21 protein-coding genes are annotated in these 23,333 nt (G+C 59.4%); 9 read left to right on the forward strand and 12 right to left on the reverse strand.

Features of this window, described 5'->3' with window-relative positions; all coding sequences use genetic code 11:
* Window positions 1-378: 378 nt before the first annotated feature.
* Window positions 379-2,349 carry a hypothetical protein gene (locus QBL02_RS02865; protein WP_282724843.1) on the forward strand — a complete coding sequence of 657 codons (1,971 nt, stop codon included), beginning with the start codon at window positions 379-381 and terminating at the stop codon, window positions 2,347-2,349.
* Between the two features lie 157 nt (window positions 2,350-2,506).
* Here the strand turns inward: QBL02_RS02865 and QBL02_RS02870 are convergent, their stop codons facing one another.
* Window positions 2,507-3,154: a hypothetical protein gene (locus QBL02_RS02870; RefSeq protein ID WP_282724844.1), complete on the reverse strand. Its 648-nt coding sequence runs from the start codon at window positions 3,152-3,154 to the stop codon at window positions 2,507-2,509.
* Between the two features lie 224 nt (window positions 3,155-3,378).
* On the opposite strand from QBL02_RS02870, the gene QBL02_RS02875 reads away from it, so the two are divergent.
* Window positions 3,379-3,564, forward strand: a complete 186-nt coding sequence (locus QBL02_RS02875; RefSeq protein ID WP_282724845.1) for a DUF3073 domain-containing protein — start codon at window positions 3,379-3,381, stop codon at window positions 3,562-3,564.
* Window positions 3,565-3,826: 262 nt separating this feature from the next.
* On the opposite strand, the gene purM is transcribed toward QBL02_RS02875, so the two are convergent.
* Window positions 3,827-4,939 (reverse strand): phosphoribosylformylglycinamidine cyclo-ligase, encoded by a 1,113-nt coding sequence (purM, locus tag QBL02_RS02880; protein WP_282724846.1) that lies wholly within the window; start codon window positions 4,937-4,939, stop codon window positions 3,827-3,829.
* Window positions 4,940-5,076: 137 nt separating this feature from the next.
* Between purM and purF the strand changes: the two genes are divergently transcribed.
* Window positions 5,077-6,537, forward strand: coding sequence for an amidophosphoribosyltransferase (purF, locus tag QBL02_RS02885; protein WP_282724847.1), 1,461 nt, complete (start codon window positions 5,077-5,079; stop codon window positions 6,535-6,537).
* Between the two features lie 74 nt (window positions 6,538-6,611).
* Here purF and QBL02_RS02890 read toward each other — a convergent pair whose 3' ends face one another.
* The 4 genes from QBL02_RS02890 to QBL02_RS02905 all read right to left on the reverse strand — a co-directional run bounded on the left by QBL02_RS02890 (window position 6,612) and on the right by QBL02_RS02905 (window position 10,287).
* A complete protein-coding gene (locus QBL02_RS02890) occupies window positions 6,612-6,935 on the reverse strand; it encodes a twin-arginine translocase TatA/TatE family subunit (protein WP_282724848.1) in 324 nt (107 codons plus the stop codon).
* Between the two features lie 33 nt (window positions 6,936-6,968).
* Window positions 6,969-7,331, reverse strand: coding sequence for a hypothetical protein (locus tag QBL02_RS02895; RefSeq protein WP_282724849.1), 363 nt, complete (start codon window positions 7,329-7,331; stop codon window positions 6,969-6,971).
* Window positions 7,332-7,410: 79 nt separating this feature from the next.
* Complete coding sequence (locus tag QBL02_RS02900) at window positions 7,411-7,782, reverse strand: sterol carrier family protein (protein WP_282724850.1); 372 nt, start codon at window positions 7,780-7,782, stop codon at window positions 7,411-7,413.
* Window positions 7,783-7,896: 114 nt separating this feature from the next.
* Window positions 7,897-10,287, reverse strand: coding sequence for a M28 family peptidase (locus QBL02_RS02905; RefSeq protein WP_282724851.1), 2,391 nt, complete (start codon window positions 10,285-10,287; stop codon window positions 7,897-7,899).
* 436 nt (window positions 10,288-10,723) lie between these two features.
* On the opposite strand from QBL02_RS02905, the gene QBL02_RS02910 reads away from it, so the two are divergent.
* Window positions 10,724-11,188: an Lrp/AsnC family transcriptional regulator gene (locus tag QBL02_RS02910; protein WP_282724852.1), complete on the forward strand. Its 465-nt coding sequence runs from the start codon at window positions 10,724-10,726 to the stop codon at window positions 11,186-11,188.
* Window positions 11,189-11,370: 182 nt separating this feature from the next.
* On the opposite strand, the gene QBL02_RS02915 is transcribed toward QBL02_RS02910, so the two are convergent.
* From QBL02_RS02915 to hisC, 4 genes are all read right to left on the reverse strand, one after another.
* Window positions 11,371-12,162 carry an ABC transporter ATP-binding protein gene (locus tag QBL02_RS02915; RefSeq protein WP_282724853.1) on the reverse strand — a complete coding sequence of 264 codons (792 nt, stop codon included), beginning with the start codon at window positions 12,160-12,162 and terminating at the stop codon, window positions 11,371-11,373.
* A gap of 3 nt (window positions 12,163-12,165) precedes the next feature.
* Entirely contained in the window at window positions 12,166-13,152 is a 987-nt protein-coding gene (locus tag QBL02_RS02920; protein WP_282724854.1) for an ABC transporter permease, read from the reverse strand.
* A 54-nt stretch (window positions 13,153-13,206) separates the two neighbouring features.
* Window positions 13,207-14,193 (reverse strand): ABC transporter substrate-binding protein, encoded by a 987-nt coding sequence (locus QBL02_RS02925; RefSeq protein ID WP_282724855.1) that lies wholly within the window; start codon window positions 14,191-14,193, stop codon window positions 13,207-13,209.
* 92 nt (window positions 14,194-14,285) lie between these two features.
* On the reverse strand, window positions 14,286-15,347 hold the full coding sequence (gene hisC / locus QBL02_RS02930; RefSeq protein ID WP_282724856.1) for a histidinol-phosphate transaminase: 1,062 nt from the start codon (window positions 15,345-15,347) through the stop codon (window positions 14,286-14,288).
* A 255-nt stretch (window positions 15,348-15,602) separates the two neighbouring features.
* On the opposite strand from hisC, the gene purD reads away from it, so the two are divergent.
* From purD to purQ, 4 genes are all read left to right on the forward strand, one after another.
* Window positions 15,603-16,868, forward strand: coding sequence for a phosphoribosylamine--glycine ligase (purD, locus tag QBL02_RS02935; RefSeq protein WP_282724857.1), 1,266 nt, complete (start codon window positions 15,603-15,605; stop codon window positions 16,866-16,868).
* Complete coding sequence (locus QBL02_RS02940; protein WP_282724858.1) at window positions 16,865-17,770, forward strand: phosphoribosylaminoimidazolesuccinocarboxamide synthase; 906 nt, start codon at window positions 16,865-16,867, stop codon at window positions 17,768-17,770. The genes purD and QBL02_RS02940 overlap by 4 nt, the downstream gene beginning before the upstream one ends.
* A 197-nt stretch (window positions 17,771-17,967) precedes the next feature.
* Window positions 17,968-18,228, forward strand: coding sequence for a phosphoribosylformylglycinamidine synthase subunit PurS (purS, locus tag QBL02_RS02945; protein WP_282724859.1), 261 nt, complete (start codon window positions 17,968-17,970; stop codon window positions 18,226-18,228).
* Window positions 18,225-18,929, forward strand: coding sequence for a phosphoribosylformylglycinamidine synthase subunit PurQ (gene purQ / locus QBL02_RS02950; RefSeq protein WP_282725271.1), 705 nt, complete (start codon window positions 18,225-18,227; stop codon window positions 18,927-18,929). The genes purS and purQ overlap by 4 nt, the downstream gene beginning before the upstream one ends.
* Window positions 18,930-19,092: 163 nt before the next feature.
* On the opposite strand, the gene QBL02_RS02955 is transcribed toward purQ, so the two are convergent.
* Window positions 19,093-19,605 carry a GNAT family N-acetyltransferase gene (locus QBL02_RS02955; protein ID WP_282724860.1) on the reverse strand — a complete coding sequence of 171 codons (513 nt, stop codon included), beginning with the start codon at window positions 19,603-19,605 and terminating at the stop codon, window positions 19,093-19,095.
* Between the two features lie 123 nt (window positions 19,606-19,728).
* On the reverse strand, window positions 19,729-20,709 hold the full coding sequence (locus QBL02_RS02960) for a hypothetical protein (RefSeq protein ID WP_282724861.1): 981 nt from the start codon (window positions 20,707-20,709) through the stop codon (window positions 19,729-19,731).
* Window positions 20,710-20,811: 102 nt separating this feature from the next.
* On the opposite strand from QBL02_RS02960, the gene purL reads away from it, so the two are divergent.
* Window positions 20,812-23,229, forward strand: a complete 2,418-nt coding sequence (gene purL / locus QBL02_RS02965) for a phosphoribosylformylglycinamidine synthase subunit PurL (protein ID WP_282724862.1) — start codon at window positions 20,812-20,814, stop codon at window positions 23,227-23,229.
* The last annotated feature ends 104 nt before the right edge of the window (window positions 23,230-23,333 follow it).

Here is a 23,333-nt window from a genome sequence, read left to right on the forward strand (position 1 = left end):
CAGCAATATCAAGCCGCTGCGAATCAGGCACGTGGCATGAGTGTATGGTACGACGCAGCCCGCTGCCTGTGCTCGCTCTCCGTGTTGCTGCGTTCGGGCAGGCAGCTTCCCCGTCATCCTGCGTTCGCGTGGCGAATCACGGACCGCGCTCACCTTGAAGCTTCGGTGAGTCCCGCGGCTCACTCCGTTCGGGGTTAGACAGCACAGAAGCTGTCTAAGTACCCAGCCAAACCTACCTATTTCTCATCCTCTGGCCACTCCGATATTCCCCGCTCCCCTTAGCGAAGAGGCAAGGGGGTGATGCCTAACATAAGGTTTCTTTGGATAACCGCCCACACACGCCCCCCAATATCTCTTGTCTCATTTTGGAGGGGAACTGTGTCCCACGCGTCAACTGAAACCATCGCGCCGCGGAAACGGCGATCACGCTGGATCGCCGCACTTGTCGCCCTCGGTCTCACTACTACCGGGGTGGTCGCATCTACAGTCGCGGCGAACGCCGCAACCCTACTCGCCACATTTGTGTCAGACGCGAACGGTGGCACCTCATATGTGACTGCGACAGTGCTCACCTCAAGCTCAACCAATCTTTCTGGCGGTTGGTACGTCTGCAACTCGACCCTGACGATCAATTCATCGGTCGCAATAAGCTCTGCAACCAATCTCATTTTGGCTGATAATTGCACCCTTACTATCAACGGAAGCGCCTACGGGATCCGTGTACCGTCGAACACCACACTCAGCTTTTACGGGCAGGTAAAAAACTCAGGTCAGGCAGTCATCAGAGCTTCTAATGGTGTCGCCATCGGAGATACTTTCCTCCAGCACGGTGCAATTAATTTTCAGGGTGGCCATGTGGCGGCAACCTCAGTCTCGACGGGAACCCCAGCGTTCCCCGGCATTGGCACTTCCGGCACAGATGCACTGGGAAGTTCAAGCCCAATCAGCATTTCATGGAATGCGAGCGTTTACGCAAAAGGCTCAGACGGATCAACCAGCTCAGCCGCGGCTCCAGGTATCGGCACAGGCATCAGTTTCCCCAGGCTGTTTGCAAGCCCGCCTGTTGGCAAAATCACCGTGAACACCACTGGGCTGGTAACTGCCATTCCAGGAACACCCGGCAGCACTTTCGCCTCGTCCCCTGGCGTTGGCAGAGGAGGCTGGGAGTCGAGCAACAGCTATGCAGCGACAGTGAATAGTTATGCAATTGGCAGTAGTCAAACTGGTCCGGGCACGATGCGCATGCTTAATTGGGCCGGCAGCGTTGTATCCGCCACAAGCCAAACCAACGTCGTGGCCGGGAGCAATGTGACGTTCGTTGCGACTCCGAATAGTGGCGCGAAGCTCCGAGCCGTAGACACCGGGCTCCCGTTCGTTTCGACCGATGGCGTCTCGACAACCTACCGCCTGCCTGTCACCGGGGCAGCTACGAAGGCTGCATACTTCTGGTACTCCACCACGCCGACCGTAGCCACCACCCCGGCGGGCAGGCAAACGTTCCCCGGCAACGTCACCATCAACGGATCCATCACCCAAAACTCCACCAGTTCGCTGATTGGCAGCAATGGGCAAGCACAACTCTGGATCAACGGCGCCCTCGCGCAAACCCAGAACGTCGCCTCAGGCAAAGTGACCTTCACTCACACCGCGCCACCCATCGGCACCTACAGCTACCAAATCAAATACATGGGCGTGACCGCTTCACCATTCCTCGCGCCGTCTGAATCGGCTCCACTCACCGGGTTCGAAGTGTCAGCTGCTGAACCAATCTCACCCTCCATTGCCGACATCAGCGCCACCGGCTACACCTATGGTGACGCACCGGTGTCTCTTTCGGTCAACGGCGCGTACGCCATCGTCTCATCAGACCCCGCTGTTGCATCGATTGGCCCCTTCACCAGCGAGACAGGTGTCTTAACAATCAACCAGGCCGGCACCATCATCATCACCATCACCGGGACAGACGGCACAACGATCTCTACCCCGCTCATCACCGTGTCAGCAGCCACCCCGGCAGCGACCCTCACCCGCACCGGAGGAGACACCGCCGACACGCCAGCCAACCTCACCATGACCGTGAAAGCACGCGGCACCGGCACCACCCCACAAGGACTCGTGCAATTCAGCCTGAAAAACAAGAAACTGGGCGACCCGCTCCCACTCGTAGACAACGGCGACGGCACCGCAAGCGTCTCACTCACCGGGATCCCACTCGCGAACACCCAGTCACAATCAGTCGAAGCGGTCTACCTCGGCGAAACAGGGAAATACACGAGCGTCACAAAAACTGATCTCTGGTACCTCGGCGCAGACGGGTACTGCATCGTAGAAACACCACCAACACCATAAGCAGCAATATCAAGCCGCTGCGAACCAGCACAGAACACACGAAAAGGGCCCGCGTTGACCCCGAACAGTTCAGTAAACGAGGGCCCGCTTGCTGCCTATAAAGTCCAGCAAGTTCATTTCGAGCTTGCGGCCCCTGACCGCCATCCCGAGGATGCGTCTAGCCGAATTTCACCGGCAACATCATGTCCTGCACCCGATCAGTTGCGGCCGTGTGGTCCGCCCGTGTCGTTACAGCGCACTGCTGCACGGTGCAGTCAAGACCCTCCTGCGAAGCAGGCGGAACCATGAGGTGCACAACAAACTCGCCCTTTTCAGGGTCGTCATAGTTCTTATTCGCGAAAGCCTTCCAAGCCCAATCCCCGGTGATCCAGAAACTCGACATCGGCTTCTCAGAGCCAGCAGCTTCGCCCTCCATTGCACCCTCAGGCAAACCGCCGAGGCACGGCGAAGGCTTCTCACCCGCCGCTTCAGGCACCTTACAAATCGAAACATAAATGCCGATCTTCGGGTCGTAACCGGTGCCACGCACAGCAATCACCTGACCAGGCTCAAGCTTCTGCATATCAACATCTTCACCGTCGAGAGTTTCGACGCTCAGCGTACGGGTGCGACCGTCAGCACCCTTTGCTTCAGACTGCGAAACAAAACCTGACGGCAACTGCTGCCCCGACCCGCCAGCGCTCTGGTGGGTGAGAATTGGCACGAGAACTACCGCTGCCATCGCAAGCAAGAGCACCACCGCGCTGCCGAGCAAAACATACAGCAGACGCCGTGACGGCTTGCGTTTAGGGGCTTGAGCGCTCATGCACTCATCGTAGCCCTGTGCCCGTGTTGAGCGGCACACTTTTGTCTGGGCTGCTGCTGCACATGCCCTGGCAAGCATGTGTCTTGGCCGTGCATTCGCTGCAAGAGCATTTTGAGCATCAGAAGAGTGCTAAGATCGCATCTATACGTCTATTTTCGTTATTTTGAGCAGCGCCACGTGGATACAGCCCATTCACGAGGCCCGAATGTGTAAGGGGGTCACGCGTGGGGCGCGGCCGTCAAAAAGCAAAGCACACCAAAGTCGCTCGGGAGCTGAAGTACTTCAGCCCGAACACTGATCTTTCGCAACTTCAGCGCGAGCTGGGGTCTACAAACGCGAACGAAGATCAGTGGGCTGAATATGCCGACAAGTACAACGATGATGAGGATGACTACGACGACGACGAGTAGCCCTCGTCACTCGTAAGCTTCGTCGCGCCGTGCACACCGCACGGTGATACGTTTCGTGTGCCTACCGAGTGTGTACCTGCGGGTGCACGCTCGGTTTGACATACCCGCGCGCGGCTTCTTCGACCGCGTTGGCACTCGCGCTGGATCGCCCACACCATGCACCCACCAAAAACGGCTTTGCCCGTTATTTGGCAGCATCTCGCGAGAATAGCCAAATAACGGGCAAAGCCGTTTCAGCGCAGTTTGCGCTCATAACGTGTGTTTAGTTGGCGTAGTCGCCGACGAGGCGCACAGCGCCGCCGTTCACGCCCTTAGCGCCCTGCTCGAAACCAGCGAAGTCACGTGCGCTCGTGCTGATCACGCCAGCCTGCCAAACCTTCAAGCCCTCAGCCGCAAGCGCTGCAGATACTGAAGCAGCGCGCTCGGCCTCAACAACGGCAAACATGCCGACGCCAAGATTCCAGGCACCCTCAAGGCTTTCAAGCGTGTGACCACCGAGATCGGCAAGGTGGCGGAACACCGGCAGTGGCGACCAGGTCTGGCGATCCAACTCGACCCATGAACCGACCGGCAGCACGCGGGCCAGGTTCGCCGCAATGCCGCCACCGGTGACGTGGCTGAGCGAATGAATCGCACCAGCCAGTTCTGGGTTTTCGAGAACCCGCAGCAGTGGGCCGGTGTAAAGCGCTGTCGGCTCAAGCAGAGCCTCACCGTAGCTCGCGCCAAGGTCAGCGCTGTGATCGGTGTAAAGAATGTCGCGGCCAGCAAGAATGTGACGCACGAGCGAGAAACCGTTTGAGTGCAGGCCCGAAGCGCCCATAGCGATCACAATGTCACCATCGCGCACGCGGTCTGGGCTGAGCAGATCGTCAGCCTCGACCACACCAACAGCCGCACCGGCGACGTCGTAGTCGTCCGGGCCAAGCAGACCAGGGTGCTCGGCAGTTTCACCACCGACGAGTGCGGTGCCGGTAGCTTCACAAGCTTCGGCGATACCGCGCACAATCGAGGCGATGCGTTCTGGCACGACCTTGCCGCAGGCAATGTAGTCGGTCATTACGAGTGGCTTTGCGCCAACCACAACAATGTCGTCGACCACCATCGCGACGAGGTCTTGACCGATGGTGTCGTGTTTGTCGATCGCCTGAGCAATAGCGACCTTGGTGCCGACGCCGTCGGTCGAACTGGCCAGCAGCGGGCGCTTGTAGCTCAACAGAGCACTCGCGTCGAAGAGTCCGGCGAATCCGCCAACCCCACCAATCACTTCTGGTCCGTGCGTGCGGGCTACCGCCGACTTCATCAGTTCGACGGCGAGGTCTCCCGCCGCGGTATCAACTCCGGCCTGCGCGTATGCGTTGCTCTGATGTTCGCTCACCTGATCTAGCCTACCTGGCTATTCGAGTGAAACTGCACGACCGCAGACAGATGCGCGAAGCATAGGTGAGAGGCGGGTAGACTATTTGAGCCGCGGAACGCGGCACTTCGCCAATCGCAGGAGCATCGCGAAATCATATGTGCGGCATCGTAGGCATCGTCTCTCACGAACCTGTCAACCAGCAGATCTATGACAGTCTGCTCCTACTGCAGCACCGCGGTCAGGACTCGACCGGCATCGCTACCGCAGACGGTAGCCAGCTGCACATGGTGAAGGCCCGCGGCCAAGTGCGCGAGGCGTACCGCACCCGCGACATGCGTTCACTGCTTGGCAACGTTGGTCTCGGCCACGTTCGCTATGCAACAAGCGGATCAGCCGGCCGCGAAGAAGAGGCACAACCCTTCTACGTGAACGCACCGTACGGTCTGATCCTTGTACACAACGGCAATCTGACGAATACGCGTGAGCTCAATGCTGAGCTGCACACGATCGATCGCCGCCACCTCAACACACACTCAGACACTGAACTGCTTTTGAACGTGCTCGCCAATGAGTTGCAGCATGTGACCGACGACTCATCGCTTGATGCTGATGAGGTGTTCCAGGCAGTGACCCGCGTGCATCAGCGCGTGGAGGGTTCGTACGCAGCGATCGCGCTGATTGCCGGGCAGGGCCTGCTCGCTTTCCGCGATCCATTCGGCATTCGCCCACTGGTGCTCGGTCGCCGAGAGGCTGTTGGCGGCCGCTCAGAGTGGGTTGTCGCGAGCGAGTCTCTCGTACTTGAGTCCGGCGGCTACGAAATCGTACGCGATGTCGAGCCGGGCGAAGCAATTCTGATCACCCCCGACGGAGAAATGCATTCACGCCAGTGCGCCGCAAACCCTCGTTTGCTGCCATGCTCGTTTGAGTACATTTACTTGGCTCGCCCCGACTCGGTACTGAGCGGCATCTCGGTGTACGACGCACGCCTCCGCCTCGGCGATGTGCTCGCAGAGCAGGTCACCGCAGAGGTGCCCTCTGGCGACATTGATGTAGTGATGCCCATTCCTGATTCGGGTCGCCCGAGCGCTATGCAGCTCGCGCAGCGTCTTGGTGTTGAGTACCGCGAGGGCTTCTTCAAGAACCGCTACGTCGGCCGCACCTTCATCATGCCCGGCCAGTCTGTTCGCAAGAAGAGCGTACGTCAGAAGCTGAACGCTATGAGCACGGAGTTCAAGGGCAAGAACGTTCTCCTCGTTGACGACTCGATTGTGCGTGGCACCACTTCTGGCCAGATCGTCGAAATGGCGCGGGCCGCGGGCGCAGCTTCAGTAACATTTGCTTCGGCGGCTCCCCCAGTACTGTTCCCACACGTCTACGGCATCAACATGCCTACCCGTAAAGAATTGATCGCGCACGGCCGCAGCAACGACGAGATTGCGGCAACCATGGGCGCCGACCATCTGGTCTATCAGACTGTCGAGGGCATGAACCGCGCGATTCTCGCTGGCCAAGACAAAGTTACGGCGCTCGAAGAAAGCTGCTTCACCGGCGAATATCTTGCCGGGAATGTCACAGACGAATACCTCGCTTGGCTTGAGGCAACCCAGGTCAGCTAACTTCGCTCGCTCAGCGACCGAATAGCAAAGGGTCCGGCACCATCTGGTGGTGCCGGACCCTTTGCTATCTTGGCTTAGTTTTCGCTCTTGCCCTCTGCGCGCTGCTGTGCTGCGGCTCGAAGCGCCTCTGCTTCTGCCTTTGCTGCGGCGGCCTCTGCCTTAGCTTTTGCAAGCTCGTCTTCGACGGCTGGTGCAGTCGGCTCAGCGACGGTTGCTGCTGGCTCGGCGTTCGCCGCTTCAGCTTTCTTCTCGTCTTCTGGCGTCGAGACTTCCTTTTTCAGGATCTTCATCGACTGACCGAGGCTCTTCGCCAGGGCTGGCAGCTTAGGTGCACCAAACAAGAGGAGCACGACGAAAAGCAGAATAAACGGCGTCGGCCCGTGAAATAGGTTTCCCATAACTGAAACAGCTCCGATCGGTTGAATATGGCCTTATCTTACGTCAGTCTGCACCGCGATTGCTGAACCGCGTTTGCGGTTTGCAATGAGACCGAGCAGCAATGACAGCAGCGCGCCAACGACGAGGCCAATCGCGCCACCGACCACAGCCATCAGCCCAGCGACCTGACCGAGCTCGTAGTTTGCACCCTCGAGCACCGGAAAGAACAGGCTCGCGACGATGCCGACAACAATGCCAATCACGATAGTGCTCGTGATGATGCGACCGTAGCGTACCGAGCGTCGCAGCTCTACCTCAACAGGCTGGTGTGCGTTCTCCACGACCTCGGGCGCGTTCTCAGCAGCTTCTTGCGCGTTCTCCACTGCCTCTTCTGGCGTGGTTTCTTCGTTGGACATACTTCTATTCTCTCAGGCTCCGCGGACTGTTCGAGCATCGGGGTGCAGCGAACACCCAGGAGCCACGCGTGGGATCCGGCTAGCGCGCCCAGGACGGCCGCACGAGCGGCACAAGCCCCTCAAGGTTGGCACGCGTTCCCGAAGCGCTGATCCTCGCCGAAGCGAGAGCCTCTTCCCATGAAAGCGACCCTGTAGCCAGTTCAATCCAGGTAGCAGGATCGCACTCCACCACATTCGGTGGGGTGCCTCGCGTGTGCCGCGGGCCAGCAACGCACTGGGTCGCACCAAATGGCGGTACGCGCACCTCAAGCGAGTTGCCTGGGGCCCGTTCAGCCAGTTCCTCAAGCAAAAACCGTACAGCCGTCGCGATCTGCAGACGCTCCGAGTTACCGCCAAGGACCGCCTGTAGCGCAGCCATACCATCGCCCTGGGAGATGCGCCGTTTTGCCATGAACCAAGCCTATCCGCCGGCACCGACTAAAGCGGGGCAGCCACCCGGAAGGTGCCTGCCCCGCCGGGTGACCGCACGAACAAGCCGCACGGTCACCCCTCATCGCATAACGAATTATGCGTCTTCGTTTACCTGCTGTGCACGGTTGCGGCGAACCATGAGCATTGCTCCGCCACCGAGCAGCACGAGAGCTGCAGCCGCGATAGCAAACATGGCCGCTGGCTCAGCACCGGTGTTCGATAGCGAACCGGTTGGAGCGCCGGCAGCAATCTTGATTGAGCCAACCTTGCTTGTGTTGCCAGCAGTATCCAGTGCGCGGAATTCAACCGTGGTTGCTTCCTTGCCGAGGTCGAGCTGAGTAGCGAACTTCGCTGCCTCAATCACCTGTGGCGCCATCGCACGAGCCTGTGGAGCGTTTTCGGCCTCGGGCTGTTCCAGCTTCAGGTCAGTCCATGCGCCGTTACCGACATGATACTGGACTGAGGCAACACCCGAGGTAGCGTCAAGCGCGGTACCGCTCACTGCGCCACGCTTTGCCGCGTCAGCGACCACGGCGAGGCTTGGTGCAGTCGAGTCAAGGTTCACTGGCACACTCGAAGGAACAACGTTGCCCTGGGCATCAGTTGCGCGAACGAATAGCTCGTAGCGACCATCTTCTTCGAAGGTGGTGCCGTCGGTGCCCGAAACCCAGTTCTGACCATCGATCGACTGTTCAACGGTCAATTCATCACCGAAGTTGTTCGATGCGTCAGCTGCCACGGTTACCGGAGCGTTCAGGTACCAGCCGGTAGCCGAAGGAGCCTGGCCAGCCTCAAGCGCGAACACAGGTGCACTAGCCTTCTGCATCTGCATTGGCACAGCTGCGCCACCAGCAGCGAGCGCGGTGTCGGCTACGAACGCACGTGAGCCGTCAGCAGCAAGTGCGACGAAGTCGCAGCTCGTGTTTGGCGTGAACACGGTGAGCTTGCCATCAGCGTCGGTACTGCCACCGTCGCGCCAGCCTTCGTCACCCTCACAGCTCATTGCAACACGAGCGTTCGCAACCACTGCTTCATCAGCATCAACGACATCAAGCTTTGCCTGGTTCATCGCCGCACGGAATGCGCCACCGCCGAGAATGCGAGCAGCGTGTGCCATCCGCTCTGCCGAAACAAACTCAAGCGTGTCTGTGGTCTGGTGGTATGCCGGTTCAAGCACAATGTTGGTCCCACCTGCGTAGAACATCCAGCTGAAGACCGCAGCCTTGATTCCCACGTCGTGGAATGGCTGGTGATCGCTTCGGCTCACAGTACCAATCGGCAGGTTGCCCTGCTCAGCAATCAGTGAGACCTGGTTCGAGAAGTCAAGCACTGGGCTCTCGTGAGGCTCGAGCGGCGGACGAGTGGTGTCTGCGGTCAACGCCCAGAAGCTGAATGGCTGGCCAGGGTTACCTTCGTATGAAGTGCCCGCCATGTCCATGTTCCAAGCGCCGAGCGTGCGTGCCTGCTCAGCTGCAGTCATCACGGTCTTTACGTGGTAGTTCGAACCCTTGTAGCCGATTTCTTCAGCACCCCAGACACCGAAACGAATCTCAGCGTCGTACTTGTGCTGGCTCATGATGCGTGCGATCTCAACGAGGATACTGACGCCAGAACCGTTGTCGCTAGCGCCTGGGCTACCTGGCACCGAGTCAATGTGAGCACCAAGGTAGATGATTGGCGCATCTGGGTTGCCGCTAGCAGCTGGCAGCACGCCGATTGCGTTGTGGCTGGTTGTGCTACTGATCTTGGTGGTTGCCTCGATCGAAAGAGGACCATCAGCGAGCAAGGTACGCATACGCTTGCCCTGGTTCACTGCTGAGCCAAGTACGACCATGCCAGCCTCTTCGGAGGCAAGGTTGCCAACGCTTGGCAGTGACTCCGGCGCCGACTGACCGGCGACCTTGGCGAAGATCACGCCTGCGACGCCAGCGGTGCGCAGATCCTTGAGCATAGTGTTGCGAGTTCCGGCAACGGTGTTCCAGTCAGCGAGCACCATCTTGCCAGCAAGGTCGGTGCGCTCTGCGAGGCCGGTGGTCTGGCTCGCGATATCAACTACATCGCCCGAAACGGTCGTGAGTGGGCCGTTCGCAGAGTGGCTGAACTGCCAGCTCGCGTATTCATCGGTCTTGCGGTTGGGGGTGATGTCCGCGAAGCGTGCCTGAGTCACTTCGAAGGCTTCAACCTCAGTCTCAAGTCCGTAACCGCGGAACTGTTCAGCGATCCAGTTCACAGCCTCGGTCTCTGCTTCTGAACCACGAACGCGTGGACCAATCTCGTGCGAGAGCTTGACGTCGGTGTTCCAAATGTTTTCCTTGACTACCTGTGAGAGGTATTCGTTCTGGAAATCGGGCAGCAGGTTGCCGCTCGTGATTGCCGAGATCGCCTCAGCTGGCGGAGCCGGCAGTGGCTCCGGTGCAGCGGTCTGCGCGAACGCGGTAACCGAGGATGAGAAGGCCAACGGCACGGCAAGTGCTGCTGCTCCCATCGCGTATAGGGTGTTCCGCCCGCGAGACGAGGCTCGCGACCGGGTGTGCTTAGGAAGCATGAATATGTGTGTCCTCTCTGACAACGGCACGCCTGATCAACCCTGACCGTGGCCAAGACTGTGTTCCCCGTGCCGAGACGCGTACTGCATCTCCGGCTCAACCGTACCGACGCACACCAGTGGATGTTGCGCGATATAGCAGTCTGTCAGGCCAGGCCCGACAGACTGACCAGATTATCGGGCTTTTCGTACGCCTGGAGGCCGTAGACTGGAGACGAATTGTCCTGAGGCGACAGTTTGTTTCCGTATATGGCAAATCGGGATCGAACTGTCGGAATGTATCTCAGAAGGGTGATCGAATCTTCGATAACCTGCAACAATCACCAGACAAGCGGATTTTTCCGCGCATTTTTCAATGGGGAATAACAAAGAGTCAATGGATCTCGACGACATCGATCTAGCAATTTTGAACGTGCTCTCGGCCGACGCCAGAGTCTCAATGACGCAGCTCGCAGATGCAGTGCATATTTCGCGAGCAAGCGCGCACGCACGCTTTAAACGTCTCATCGACAATCAGGTCATCACCGGGTTCACCGTGCAGCTCGACCCCGTTCGCGCGGGCCAGCACGCCTCTGCCTACGTCACGCTCGCCGTGGAACAGCCGCAGTGGCAAGAAGTGAAGAACCGCCTTGTCGCGATCCCCGAGGTGCATCACATTGCGCTCATCGGTGGCGAGTTTGACGTTATCGTGCTGGTGCGTGCACGAGACAATCGAGACCTGCGTCGAGTGGTTCTTGAAGAGATTCAATCGATTCCAGCAGTGCGCGGATCGCGCACGCAGCTGATCTTCGAAGACACTCAGGTCGCGACGGGTGGCCGCTCATTGAGCAAGGCAAAGTAGCCTCGCCCGTTCACCGACCCGTTCAGAGTAATCCCCCGTCCCAATAGCGCTCAGCAGCCCGCGCCCAGCAGCCTGCGCCCAGCACTGAACTACTCAGCGCTGAACCGCTCTACCAAACACAAAGCCCCGCTCCTCGACAGTGCCGAGGAACGGGGCTTTGTGTTTTGCTTCAGCTGATTGAGTTACGCCAGCAGTGCGCGGTCGTCGAACGACGCACCCTTGATCTTCGAGAACTCCTCAAGCAGACGCGGCACAGTAAGGGTCTTCTTTTCTTCTTCCGAAGCTTGGAAGACGATACGGCCCTCATGCATCATGATCAGGCGGTTGCCAAGACGCAGCGCCTGCTCCATGTTGTGCGTCACCATCAGCGTGGTGAGGCCACCCTGCTGAACAATACGCTCGGTGAGATCGGTCACCAGCGCAGCACGCTGCGGGTCAAGAGCCGCGGTGTGCTCATCGAGCAGCAGAATACTTGGGTGAGTGAAGCCCGACATCAGCAACGAAAGCGCCTGACGCTGACCGCCCGAAAGCAGACCAACCTTTGCTGGTAGGCGATCCTCGAGGCCAAGCTCAAGTGACTTCAACTCTTCACGGAAGCGTTCCCGCTGCTTTGCCCCAAGTGCCATGCCAAGCCCGCGACGCTGGCCGCGACGCAGCGCAAGCGCCAGGTTCTGCTCAATCGTCAGGTTCGGCGCGGTGCCTGCCATCGGATCCTGGAACACGCGACCGACATACTTCGCCCGCTGAAATTCCTGCAGTTTGTTCACGCGGCGACCATCGATCTCGATGAGACCAGAGTCAACAAAGTAACGACCAGCGATCGCGTTCAGCAGCGTCGACTTGCCCGCACCGTTTGAGCCAATGATGGTAACAAAGTCACCCTCGGCAAGCTCGAGGTCAAGATCGACAAGAGCCTTACGCTCGTTGACGGTTCCGGCGAAGAATGTCTTTGAAATCTTTTCGATTTTCAGCATGATTTATTCCTTACCCGCCTTGGCACCGGCAGCTTCTTCAGCGTCGATGACCCCGACTCCGGCAGTGAGCGCAACAGCTGGTTCAGCTGATTTCGGTTCACGCGGTTGCACACGACCACCGCGACCGCGCAGCGAAGGCAGCTTCTTCAAGAAACCCCAACGCGGCAACAGCAGCGCGAGAATCACGAGGGCTGCAGTGATCATCTTCATGTCGTTCGGGTTCAGACCCACCTTCAGCGCACCGAAAATAATGAGGCGGTAAAGCAGTGCACCGAAGATTACTGCCAAGGTTGCCACCCAGATGTAACGCTGACCGAAGACCGCCTGACCGAGAATCACCGAAGCGAGACCAACCAGAATCAGACCAACACCCATCGAAATATCTGCGAAGCCCTGGTACTGAGCAACAAGCGCACCACAGAGTGCAACAAGACCGTTCGAAAGGCCGAGGGTCAGAATCGCGGTGAAGTCAGTCGAAACGCCGAACGAACGAATCATTGGACCGTTATCGCCGGTTGCTTGAATCGAAAGGCCAAGGTTCGTTGAGAGGAACCAGTCGACCACGAACTTCAGCACAAGCAGGGCCACAAAGAGAATGCCTACGCCTACCCAGGTGCCGAGCATCGACGATTCCTTGAGTGGGGTGAACACAGTCTCAGAACGCAATAGTGGGAAGTTTGCCTTACCCATAATGCGCAAGTTAATTGACCAGAGCGCGATCATGGTCAAGATGCCTGCGAGCAGGCCGTCGATCCGCCCCTTGGTGTAGAGCAGACCGGTAATAATGCCGGCGATCACCCCGGCCGCGCCACCCGCGAGGGTGGCGAGGACGGGGTTCACACCGGAACCGATTAGCGTCGCGGCTGTGGCTGCTCCGGTAGTAAAGCTTCCGTCAACAGTCAGATCTGGAAAGTTGAGCACGCGGAAGGTCAGGTAGACCCCGAGTGCCATCACACCGTAAATGAGCCCAAGCTCGAGTGCGCCAATCATGTGTATTCCTTAGTAACTAGTACTCAATCGAACGTAAAAACGTGCGAGGGAGATTTACTCGACGGTCTCGGCCTGGTCGAGGATGTCAGCCGGGATAGTTACGCCCATGCGCTCTGCAGCACCTGGGTTCACCACGTACGAGAAGGTCTTCGATACCTCTACGGCCATGGTTGCTGGATCGCCACCATCCTTGAGGATCTTGATTGCCATCTCACCGGTCTGGTAACCGAGCTGGAAGTAGTCGATACCGAGAGTTGCAACAGCGCCACCCTCAACGGTGCCCGACTCAGCGCCGATCACAGGGATCTTCTTTGCTTCCGCAACCTGCACGAGCGACGAGATACCCGAAACAACCATGTTGTCGGTAGGTACGTAGATCGCGTCAACATCGCCAAGAGCCTCAGCAGCCTGCTGGATGTCGTTTGCGGTGGTCACGGTCGTTGACACGATTTCGAGGCCGAGTGCTGGTGCTGCCTCGGTTGCTGCATCAACCTGAACCTGCGAGTTAACCTCGCCCGATGCGTACACAATGCCGACCTTCTTGGCATCTGGCACGATCTGCTTGAGGAGCTTCAGCTGCTCGTCAATTGGCGCCATGTCGCTGGTGCCGGTGACGTTTGCGCCTGGCTTCTCGTTCGAGTCAACGAGCTCAGCAGCAACAGCGTCGGTCACTGCGGTGAAGAGCACTGGCTTGTCGGTGATGGCCTGAGCCATTGCCTGCGCAGCTGGGGTTGCAACTGCGAGCACCAGATCGAGATCCTGCGAAGCGAAGGTCTGCGCGATGGTGACCGCGGTGCCCTGCTCGCCGTTTGCGTTCTGGATGTCGAACTTCGCGTTGATGCCTGCATCTTCGAAAGCCTTCTGGAAGCCCTCGGTTGCCGCATCCAACGCTGGGTGCTGAACGAGCTGCGAAATACCGATGTTGTAGTCAGCTGCCGATGCATCGTTGCCATCGGTTGAGCCGTTGCTGCATCCTGCGAGTGCCAGAGCGCTCGCAGCTGCGAGTGCGATACCCGCGATTACTTTGCGTTTCATTTTCATGATCCTTAACTCATTGTGAGGTGGGGGGTAAATCTCGAAAACACGAGAAGTTTTGTATTGCACGCACCCGCGCTGCGGGCACGCACTAAGAGCTAGTCTGCCGAAATAGGTGCCACTGGCGCGATAGCCGCCAGGAAACGGTCATTCATTTCTGGCGAACCAACCGAGATTCGGATGCCATCAGTGCCGTAAGCACGCGCAATTACTGCGCTCTCACGAAGTGCGACATCAATTTCAGACGTGCGCTCTCCGGTGCGAATCCAGACGAAGTTTCCGAGCGAGTCGAGCACAGGCCAGCCAAGGCGGCGCAGCTCTTCGGTCATCCGGGCACGTTCCGCAACGAGCACCTGTACTCGCTCGTCAAGCTCTGCCTCGGCGTCGAGCGACGCAATCGCGGCCTGTTGAGCGAGAGCGCTCACACCAAACGGCACTGCCACCTTGCGTAGGTTGTCGGCAACCTGCTCGCGGGCGATCGCGTAGCCAATGCGCAGACCTGCAAGGCCGTATGCCTTTGAGAAGGTGTGCAGCACGGCAACGTTCTCGTAGCGGCGGAAGAAGTCGATACCGTCGGCTGATTCCGGATCGTTGTTGAAGTGCACGTATGCCTCGTCAACGACGACAAGCACGTCGCTCGGCACAGCTTTCATGAACTCATCGAGTTCGGCGGTGGAGACGCCCGCGCCGGTTGGGTTGTTTGGGTTGCAGACCAGCACGAGACGGGTGCGCTCCGTGATCGCAGCAGCCATAGCTGGCAGGTCATGGCGATCGTCGGCGGTAAGCGGCACAGCTACGGGAGTTGCGCCAGCAATCTGAACAAGAATCGGGTAGGCCTCGAACGAACGCCAGGCAAATACGACCTCGTCGCCTTCGCCGGCAGCAGCCGAAATCAGCTGGTTTGCTACCTCGACCGAACCTGCACCAACGGCAACTTCTTCAGGGCGAACTTCAAAACGCTCAGCGATGCGGGCCCGGATGGCAACGGCACCCATGTCTGGGTAAAGCTGGATCGAGCCAGCCTGGTCACGAACGACCTGCGCTACAGACTCAAGCGGAGGATACGGGTTCTCGTTCGAAGAGAGCTTGATCGCTCCGGGGATCGACTTGCCTTGAATGTACGTGGGCAATTGCTCAACGCGTTCGCGCTGCTTAACCATTCTTCCTCGAATTCGTTACTTGACCTGCATCTGCACAGCATCGTGTCTAGATGTACAGAAGCTTAGGAGATGTGAATTTGAACGTCCGACAAAATGAGAGGTATCTGACAATCTGTAAAGCGATTGAAAGAATTTGCTACATTCCGTCCAGTGGAAGCGCGGCGATTCGGGGTGCTGGCCCAGTGTGCCGCGCTACAAACCACCTTAGCGACCCCAAGCGGCGACTCGCCCGCCGAAGACAGTTAGGCTTGAGAGGTGAAAATTCTCGTGCTGGGGCCGGGCGCCCGCGAACACGCCATTGTCAAAGCTCTTCTCAGTGAAGCCACCGCACATGAGGTTGTGTGTGCACCAGGCAACGCTGGTATCGCAGCCGCCGGAGTAGAAACTCCAGCGCTCGATTACACCGACCCAGCAGCAGTGCTCGAGTTTGTCTCAGAGCGCGGTTTCGATCTGGTTGTGATCGGCCCAGAGGCGCCGCTTGTCGCCGGCGTAGCCGATCCGCTTCGGGCAGCTGGCATTCCGGTCTTCGGTCCGGGCGAGGCAGCAGCACAGCTCGAGGGGTCAAAAGCTTTTGCAAAGCGCATCATGGCCGAAGCAAATGTGCCGACCGGTCGTGCAAGCAAGGTATCGAACGAGGCAGAGGCAGCCAGTGTGCTCGACGAGTTCGGCGCGCCATACGTGGTGAAGGCCGACGGTCTCGCGGCAGGCAAGGGTGTGCTGGTCACCGAGGATCGCGACGCAGCAATTGCGCACGTTGCCACGTGGGCGCCACACGGCGAGGTGCTCATCGAAGAGTTTCTTGACGGCCAAGAGGTGTCGCTCTTCTTCTTCGCCGATGGCCACAACGTTCGCCCGCTCAGCCCAGCGCAAGATTACAAGCGCATTTTTGACGGCGACGAGGGGCCAAACACTGGCGGAATGGGTGCGTATTCGCCGCTGCCCTGGGTTGCTGATGACTTCGTTCAGCAGATCACCGATCAGGTCGCACTACCAACGGTACGACAGCTTGAAGCTGAGGGCACCCCGTTTATCGGCCTGCTCTACTGCGGTTTGATTGTGACCGCAGCCGGCACCAGGGTTATCGAGTTCAATGCCCGATTCGGCGATCCGGAGACCCAGGTGGTACTGCCTCGTATGACCTCGGCGCTCAGCGAGTATCTGCTCGCCTCGGCCGAAGGTCGCCTCGATACGCTCGGCGATCCAACGTTTAGTGATGATGTCGCTGTTGTGGTTGTGGTCGCGAGCGAGGGCTACCCGGCAGAGGTCACGACCGGGCGCGAGGTTTCCGGTATCGCCGCGAGCGGCGAGCTTGCCGATGCGATCGAGAACGCGCACTTGGTGCACGCGGCGACCAAGCTTGACGAAGAGGGACGCTGGATCGCAACCGGCGGTCGTGTGCTCGGCGTTGTGGCTCGTGGTGCCGACTTCGGCGCGGCCCGCGCAATCGCGTACCAGGGCGTTTCGCAGCTTTCACTTGAGGGCGGCCAGCATCGCACCGATATTGCGGAGCGCGTCGCGTGAGCCAGGGGTTGGAAACCGAGACCCTAGAACTTCCTGGTTGGCAGCACGTCTACTCGGGCAAGGTTCGCGATCTATACATTCCTGCGGACGCCGCAGGAATTGAGTCGAGCGATTACCTGCTGGTGGTTGCGAGCGACCGGATCAGCGCGTTCGATTTTGTGCTGAACCCGCCGATCACCGGCAAGGGCGCGGTACTCACGGCGCTTTCCAATTGGTGGTTTGAGCAGCTTGAGGTGCCCAATCATCTAGTCGTTGGTGCAGAAGTGGCAGGCGCACCTGAAGTTCCTGCCGCCGTTGCCGATCGCGCGATGCTGACCAAACGACTCGATATGTACCCGATTGAGTGTGTCGTGCGTGGTGCGCTGACCGGTAGCGGATACGCAGAATATCTTCGCACTGGCGAGGTTTGCGGCATTGCGCTGCCCGCTGGCATGAACGACGGCGATCTGCTCGACCAGCCGATCTACACCCCGGCGTATAAGGCTCCGTTCGGCGAGCACGACGAGAACATCACGTTCGAGCAGAGCGCTGAAATTGTGGGACTTGAAGCGGCAACGGCACTTCGTGACGTCTCGCTTTCGATCTTTGCGAAGGCCCGCGAGCTTGCGGCTTCTCGCGGTGTGCTTTTGGCCGATACCAAGTTCGAGTTTGGGCGGGATCCGCAGAGCGGTGAACTTACGCTCGCCGACGAAGTACTCACGAGTGATTCGTCACGCTACTGGGATGCCACGCTTTACGCGGCGGGGGGCGCGGATCGCCTGTCGAGCTTCGATAAGCAGATTGTGCGCAACTGGCTCTCTGCGAACTGGGACAAGCAAGGCGAGCCGCCCGTGCTGCCAGATGAAATCGTCGCGCAGACGCTCGACCGTTACCGCGAGCTCTTCACCCGCATCGCGGGCTGACCGTCCCGGGCTGACTGTCCCGGGCCCATCGCCCGCACCTGCGCCGAGTGGATACGTTGTGTTCGAGTGGATACCTTGGGCGCGGCGTCCCACGTATCCACTCGATGACAACGTATCCAGTCACGGAAAATTCATACTTTTTACCGGGGTAGACTTGAATCGACGTTCCACCCCCAATACGCGAACACGGAGAACACGTGCCTACGATTGTTGTTGATGTGATGCCGAAGGCCGAGCTGCTTGACCCACAGGGTAAAGCGACCACGGGGGCGCTTGCTCGCCTCGGGCATGGCAAGTTTGAGAATGTACGGATCGGCAAGCGCTTTGAGCTGACCGTTGACGGCCCAATCACCGACGAGGTGAAAAAGGAAGTACGTGAACTCGCAGAGCAGGTGCTCTCGAACAGCGTGATCGAAGACGTCGTCGGCATCGACTTCGGCGACGGGTCGGCCGAATAATGGCACGCATTGGCGTAGTCACTTTTCCCGGCTCACTCGACGACCGCGATGCGCAGCGCGCAATTCGACTCGTCGGCGCAGAGCCAGTAGCACTCTGGCACGGCGACCACGATCTGCAGGACGTCGACGCGATCGTGCTTCCCGGCGGGTTCAGCTACGGCGATTACCTGCGCGCGGGTGCGATTGCCGCTGTCGCGCCAATCATGACTGAGGTTGTTGACGCAGCAAACAAGGGCATGCCAGTGCTCGGCATTTGCAACGGCTTCCAGGTACTCGTTGAGGCACATCTGCTGCCAGGCGGCCTGATTCGCAACGCACACCAGCAGTTCATTCGCCGCGATCAGCGCCTCGTCGTTGAAAACGCATCGACCGCCTGGACCAACCAGTTCGAGGTCGGCGAAGAAATCACCATTCCGCTGAAGAACGCCGACGGCGGCTTCATCGCTGACGCAGAGACACTGAAGCGCCTTGAGGGCGAAGGCCAGGTGGCGTTCCGCTACCGCGGCGTGAACCCAAATGGCTCGCTCGACGACATCGCTGGGCTCACCAACGCCGCCGGCAATGTGGTCGGCCTGATGCCGCACCCTGAGCACGCGGTCGAGCCAGGCTTTGGCCCGAACAGCCCAGAAGCAATGCGCTCGGGCACCGACGGTCTACGTTTCTTCACGAGCGTTTTGGAGTCACTGACCGCTCGCGTCTAACGCAGCCAGAGCTTTCGGCTATCACGCTGGATCAACTGAGCCGCAGGCTCTCGCCCAATCGGGTTGAGAGCCTGCGGCTCAGTTGTTTGCACTTGAAGATCCTGCGGCCTGCCACACGTCCGCAGGATGACTGCGAGGCCGCAGCAGGAAGACGGGCGCGCGGTTAGAGCACCATTCCGTAAACGTGCACGGGGTACCAAATGTTTGGTGGGTAGGGAAAATCGTCTTCGATGTCGCTGAGGCGCGCGAATCCCATGCTTGTGTACAGGCCAACAGCGAGGTGCATTTCGGCGTTCGTGTGTAGCACCAAGCGGCTCGCGCCCCGTTCTCGTGCAAGCTGCGCGCAGTGCTTGACGAGGGCCTTCCCCACTCCCCTACCGCGCGCTGCTGGAGTTGTTGCGAGTAGCCGGAAATCCATGTCGCCGGGCTGCGGGTAATCGTTCAAGAACTCACCGGGTAGCGGCGTCGAGACAGTGCCGAGCAGTTCATCGGTCTGAGCATCACGCGCGACCCAGACCTGCTGCTTCGAAACTCGCTCGGCCACCTGCCCAAGTTCAGTGCGGTATCGATCGTTAATCTCATATGCAGAGGTGTACGACTCAACAGTCAGAGTGCTCACCGCCTCGATCTCGTCGTCTTGAATTAAACGAATCACTAGAGAAGCGGGAATACTCACCAAGCGATTCTAGGGCAGCGAAAGAGCCCCAAGCTGCACGGTGGCTGCTTGGGGCTCTGAGCGATCACGCTGCCCAACGCGTCGAACACATTCGTGCGGTTGACGCGCTTACAAGATGCTGATTTAGCGGTTCAACGCCGAGAAATCGGGCTGGCCGTCTGCGCCAACTGGCAGTGGCGTGCCGTCGGCGAAAGTAGGCCACGGCAGAAGCTGCTGTTCTGGGGTCGCTGCGGGAGCAGGCACCTCTGGCAGCACTGGCGCTGCTGGGGCGGCTGGCGCGACAAACGCTGCCGGTTCTGCGTGCGGAGCCACTGGCATCGCAGGCAGCTGAGCTGGCGTGTCCCGGTACGGTGCTGCCGGGTTCGGGTAGTTCTGCACTGCGGCAAGGCGCTCGGCCTCACGCATGCGTCGAGCTTCTTCACGCTCCCCGCTGCCATACGACCAGCGCAGCAACAGCGAAATCGACAGGCTCAGGCCGGTCAGCAAGAGCGCGGCAACAGCGAAGCGCCAGTAGATATCTGGAATCTCAACGTTGAAGACATCGATTGCGATGGGTGCGGTGAAGAGAATGCCGGTCACGGTAGCCAGAAGGCTCGTGATCATGGCAAATACGCCAAGTGGCTTTGGCTTGCCTTCAGCCAAGAAGAGCAGCAGCTGTGCGCAACCGACCACTGCTCGCGTTGCCACGATCACGATCAAGCTCTTCCAGAAAATGTCGAAGACGAGCGACCAGCCTGAGGGGGTCATCCAGACCACGATCAGCAGCAGAGCAAGAATGTACGAGTTTGCGAGCAAGGCAACCGGTGGATACCACTCGTTGCGCATGCCACGACGAGTATCGAATGCGGTCAACGCAACAAACACTGCGAAGGCGATAAAGGTCGAGAAGACCCGCTCAAATTTGCCCTCGAAATCACCAATAAACAGCAGCGAGATAGCTGCAATCGAGAGTGCCGCGAGCAGCACAATACTGATCTTCAAAAAGGTTGGCACTTTTTTACCCGGAGTCTCAGGCGCCGCCTTCTTGGCTGCCGGGACAACGGGATTTGGCGCTGCGGTAGGCGCGCTTCCAGCGGGAAGCTGCGAGTCATTTTGAGTGCTCATAGATACAGTTTGGCGCGCCTGGCTGAGAATCGCCACCGTTCACCAAGATTGCGCCAAGGCCGGGCGATCCAACGCACCCAAAAGCAAAGGTAGGCTTAGAGGGTGACCGAGACGCATGCAGCTGCCACCGAACCCCGCCCCGATACCGTTGCCGACGCAATCGCGACGCCAGAACGAGAGCAGCCCTTTGCTGCTCTTGGTCTGAAGGCTGACGAATATGCCAAGATTCGTGAGATTCTTGGCCGCCGCCCAACCTCGGGCGAGCTCGCTATGTATTCCGTGATGTGGAGCGAACACTGCTCCTACAAGTCTTCAAAGATTTACCTGCGCCAGTTCGGCAAGAAGGTAAACGACAAGATGAAAGAGCGCCTGCTCGTTGGAATGGGCGAGAACGCGGGCGTCATCGACGTCGGCGAGGGCTGGGCGGTGACCTTTAAGGTCGAGAGCCACAACCACCCCTCATACATCGAGCCTTTCCAGGGTGCTGCAACCGGTGTTGGCGGCATCATCCGCGACATCATCTCAATGGGTGCCCGTCCAGTTGCCGTGATGGATCAGCTGCGCTTCGGTGCAATTGACGACCCAGACACCGCACGCGTGGTGCACGGCGTTGTTGCCGGCATCTCGTCATATGCGAACTGCCTCGGCCTGCCAAACATCGGCGGCGAGACCGTCTTCGACAAGGTCTACCAGGCAAACCCACTCGTGAACGCACTCGGTGTTGGCGTGCTGCGCCACGAAGACCTGCACACCGCAAACGCTTCTGGCCTTGGCAACAAGGTGGTGCTCTTCGGTGCCCGCACCGGTGGCGATGGCATCGGCGGCGCGTCGATCCTCGCGTCCGACAGCTTCGACGAGGGTGGCCCAACTAAGCGCCCAGCCGTCCAGGTCGGCGACCCCTTCGCGGAAAAGGTACTCATCGAGTGCTGCCTCGAACTGTTCCAGGGCGAGCTGGTTGAGGGCATTCAGGATCTCGGCGCTGCCGGTATCTCGTGCGCAACCAGTGAGCTGGCTGCAAACGGCGACGGTGGCATGTTCATCGAGCTCGATAGCGTGCTGCTTCGCGATCCTTCGCTCACCGCAGAAGAGATTCTGATGAGCGAAAGCCAGGAGCGCATGATGGCTATCGTGCAGCCATCGAAGCTTGACGAGTTCCTCGCGGTCACCGCGAAGTGGGATGTTGAGACAAGCGTGCTCGGCGAAGTTACCGACACAAACCGCCTGATCATCAACTGGCGCGGCGAAGAGATCGTGAATGTCGATCCATCGACCGTTGCTGTTGACGGCCCTGTTTACGAGCGCCCCGTTGCTTACCCAAGCTGGATCGACTCGCTGCAAGCAGACTCGGTAAACGCTGCGGGTCTCGCGCGCAACAACAGCGGCGAGGATCTTCGCGCCCAGTTGCTCGCCGTCGCATCGTCACCAAACCAGGCATCAGCAGAGTGGATCACCAACCAGTACGACTACTACGTGCTGGGTAACACCGCACTGTCGTTCCCAGATGCAGCGGGCATGATTCGTGTTTCGGAAGAGACCGGCCTCGGCGTCGCGATCTCGACCGACGCAAATGGCCGCTACTGCCAGCTCGATCCGTATGCCGGCGCGCAGCTCGCACTCGCTGAGGCATACCGCAACGTCGCCACCACTGGTGCCGTGCCGACCGCTGTCACCGACTGCCTGAACTTCGGTAGCCCCGAGAACCCAGAAGTCATGTGGCAGTTCTCGAAGGCTGTTGAGGGCCTGTCAGACGCTTGCCTATCACTTGAGGTGCCAGTGACCGGCGGTAACGTCTCGTTCTACAATCAGACCGGTGATACCCCGATTCACCCAACTCCAGTTGTTGGTGTGCTCGGCATTATTGACGACGTAGCTCGTCGTGTGCCATCGGGCTGGCAGGATCAGGGCGAGCACCTTTACCTACTCGGCACCACCCGCGACGAGCTCGACGGCTCTGCCTGGGCTGAGGCAGTGCACGATCACCTCGGTGGTCTGCCACCTCAGGTTTCGCTCGACGACGAACGCGCGCTCGCTGAGCTGCTGCACGGCGCATCGCAAAGCGGTCTGCTTTCGGCTGCCGTTGACCTTGGCGAGGGTGGCCTGGCTCAGGCGCTCACCGATGGTGTGCTGCGTTTCGGTGTTGGCGCTCGCGTTTGGATCGATGAAATCATGTCGCGTGACGGCGTTGACGCGGTTGCTGCACTCTTCTCGGAGTCGCAGGGGCGCGTGCTCGTCGCTGTGCCGCACGAGGAGGACGTGAAGTTCCGTGGCCTTTGCGAGGGTCGCGACTTCCCAGTGCTGCGAATCGGTGTCACCGACGTGCCTGGCCCAGACGCTGCCCTTGAGGTTCAGGACCGCTTCACGCTGCCGCTTGCCGAGCTGCGTGGTGCTTCACGTGAAACTCTCCCTGCTCGCTTTGGCGATGTTATTGAGCCAGACTTCAACACGGCACTGCCAAACGCAGCAGCTGCCCGTTTTGAGCGCTCAATGCAGCAGCCGGCAGGCCCAGGCATCTCAGAGTAAACATCTGGGCTGAACAGCCCGCTACAACACCCCCGCTGGGCCTTGCACAGGCATTGCCCAGGCGGGGGTGTCATGCTTTTGGCGGGCTGTGAATCAAGCCCCGG

Source organism: Leucobacter sp. UT-8R-CII-1-4 (assembly GCF_030010235.1).
Lineage (GTDB): Bacteria > Actinomycetota > Actinomycetes > Actinomycetales > Microbacteriaceae > Leucobacter.

Excerpts from the sequence above, each read along its gene's own strand:
- QBL02_RS02870 (WP_282724844.1), bottom strand. The coding sequence starts at position 3,154 with ATGAGCGCTCAAGCCCCTAAACGCAAGCCGTCACGGCGTCTGCTGTAT.
- purF (WP_282724847.1), top strand. The coding sequence starts at position 5,077 with ATGTGCGGCATCGTAGGCATCGTCTCTCACGAACCTGTCAACCAGCAG.
- QBL02_RS02890 (WP_282724848.1), bottom strand. The coding sequence starts at position 6,935 with ATGGGAAACCTATTTCACGGGCCGACGCCGTTTATTCTGCTTTTCGTC.
- QBL02_RS02895 (WP_282724849.1), bottom strand. The coding sequence starts at position 7,331 with ATGTCCAACGAAGAAACCACGCCAGAAGAGGCAGTGGAGAACGCGCAA.
- QBL02_RS02900 (WP_282724850.1), bottom strand. The coding sequence starts at position 7,782 with ATGGCAAAACGGCGCATCTCCCAGGGCGATGGTATGGCTGCGCTACAG.
- QBL02_RS02905 (WP_282724851.1), bottom strand. The coding sequence starts at position 10,287 with ATGGGAGCAGCAGCACTTGCCGTGCCGTTGGCCTTCTCATCCTCGGTT.
- QBL02_RS02910 (WP_282724852.1), top strand. The coding sequence starts at position 10,724 with ATGGATCTCGACGACATCGATCTAGCAATTTTGAACGTGCTCTCGGCC.
- QBL02_RS02915 (WP_282724853.1), bottom strand. The coding sequence starts at position 12,162 with ATGCTGAAAATCGAAAAGATTTCAAAGACATTCTTCGCCGGAACCGTC.
- QBL02_RS02920 (WP_282724854.1), bottom strand. The coding sequence starts at position 13,152 with ATGATTGGCGCACTCGAGCTTGGGCTCATTTACGGTGTGATGGCACTC.
- QBL02_RS02925 (WP_282724855.1), bottom strand. The coding sequence starts at position 14,193 with ATGAAAATGAAACGCAAAGTAATCGCGGGTATCGCACTCGCAGCTGCG.
- hisC (WP_282724856.1), bottom strand. The coding sequence starts at position 15,347 with ATGGTTAAGCAGCGCGAACGCGTTGAGCAATTGCCCACGTACATTCAA.
- QBL02_RS02960 (WP_282724861.1), bottom strand. The coding sequence starts at position 20,709 with ATGAGCACTCAAAATGACTCGCAGCTTCCCGCTGGAAGCGCGCCTACC.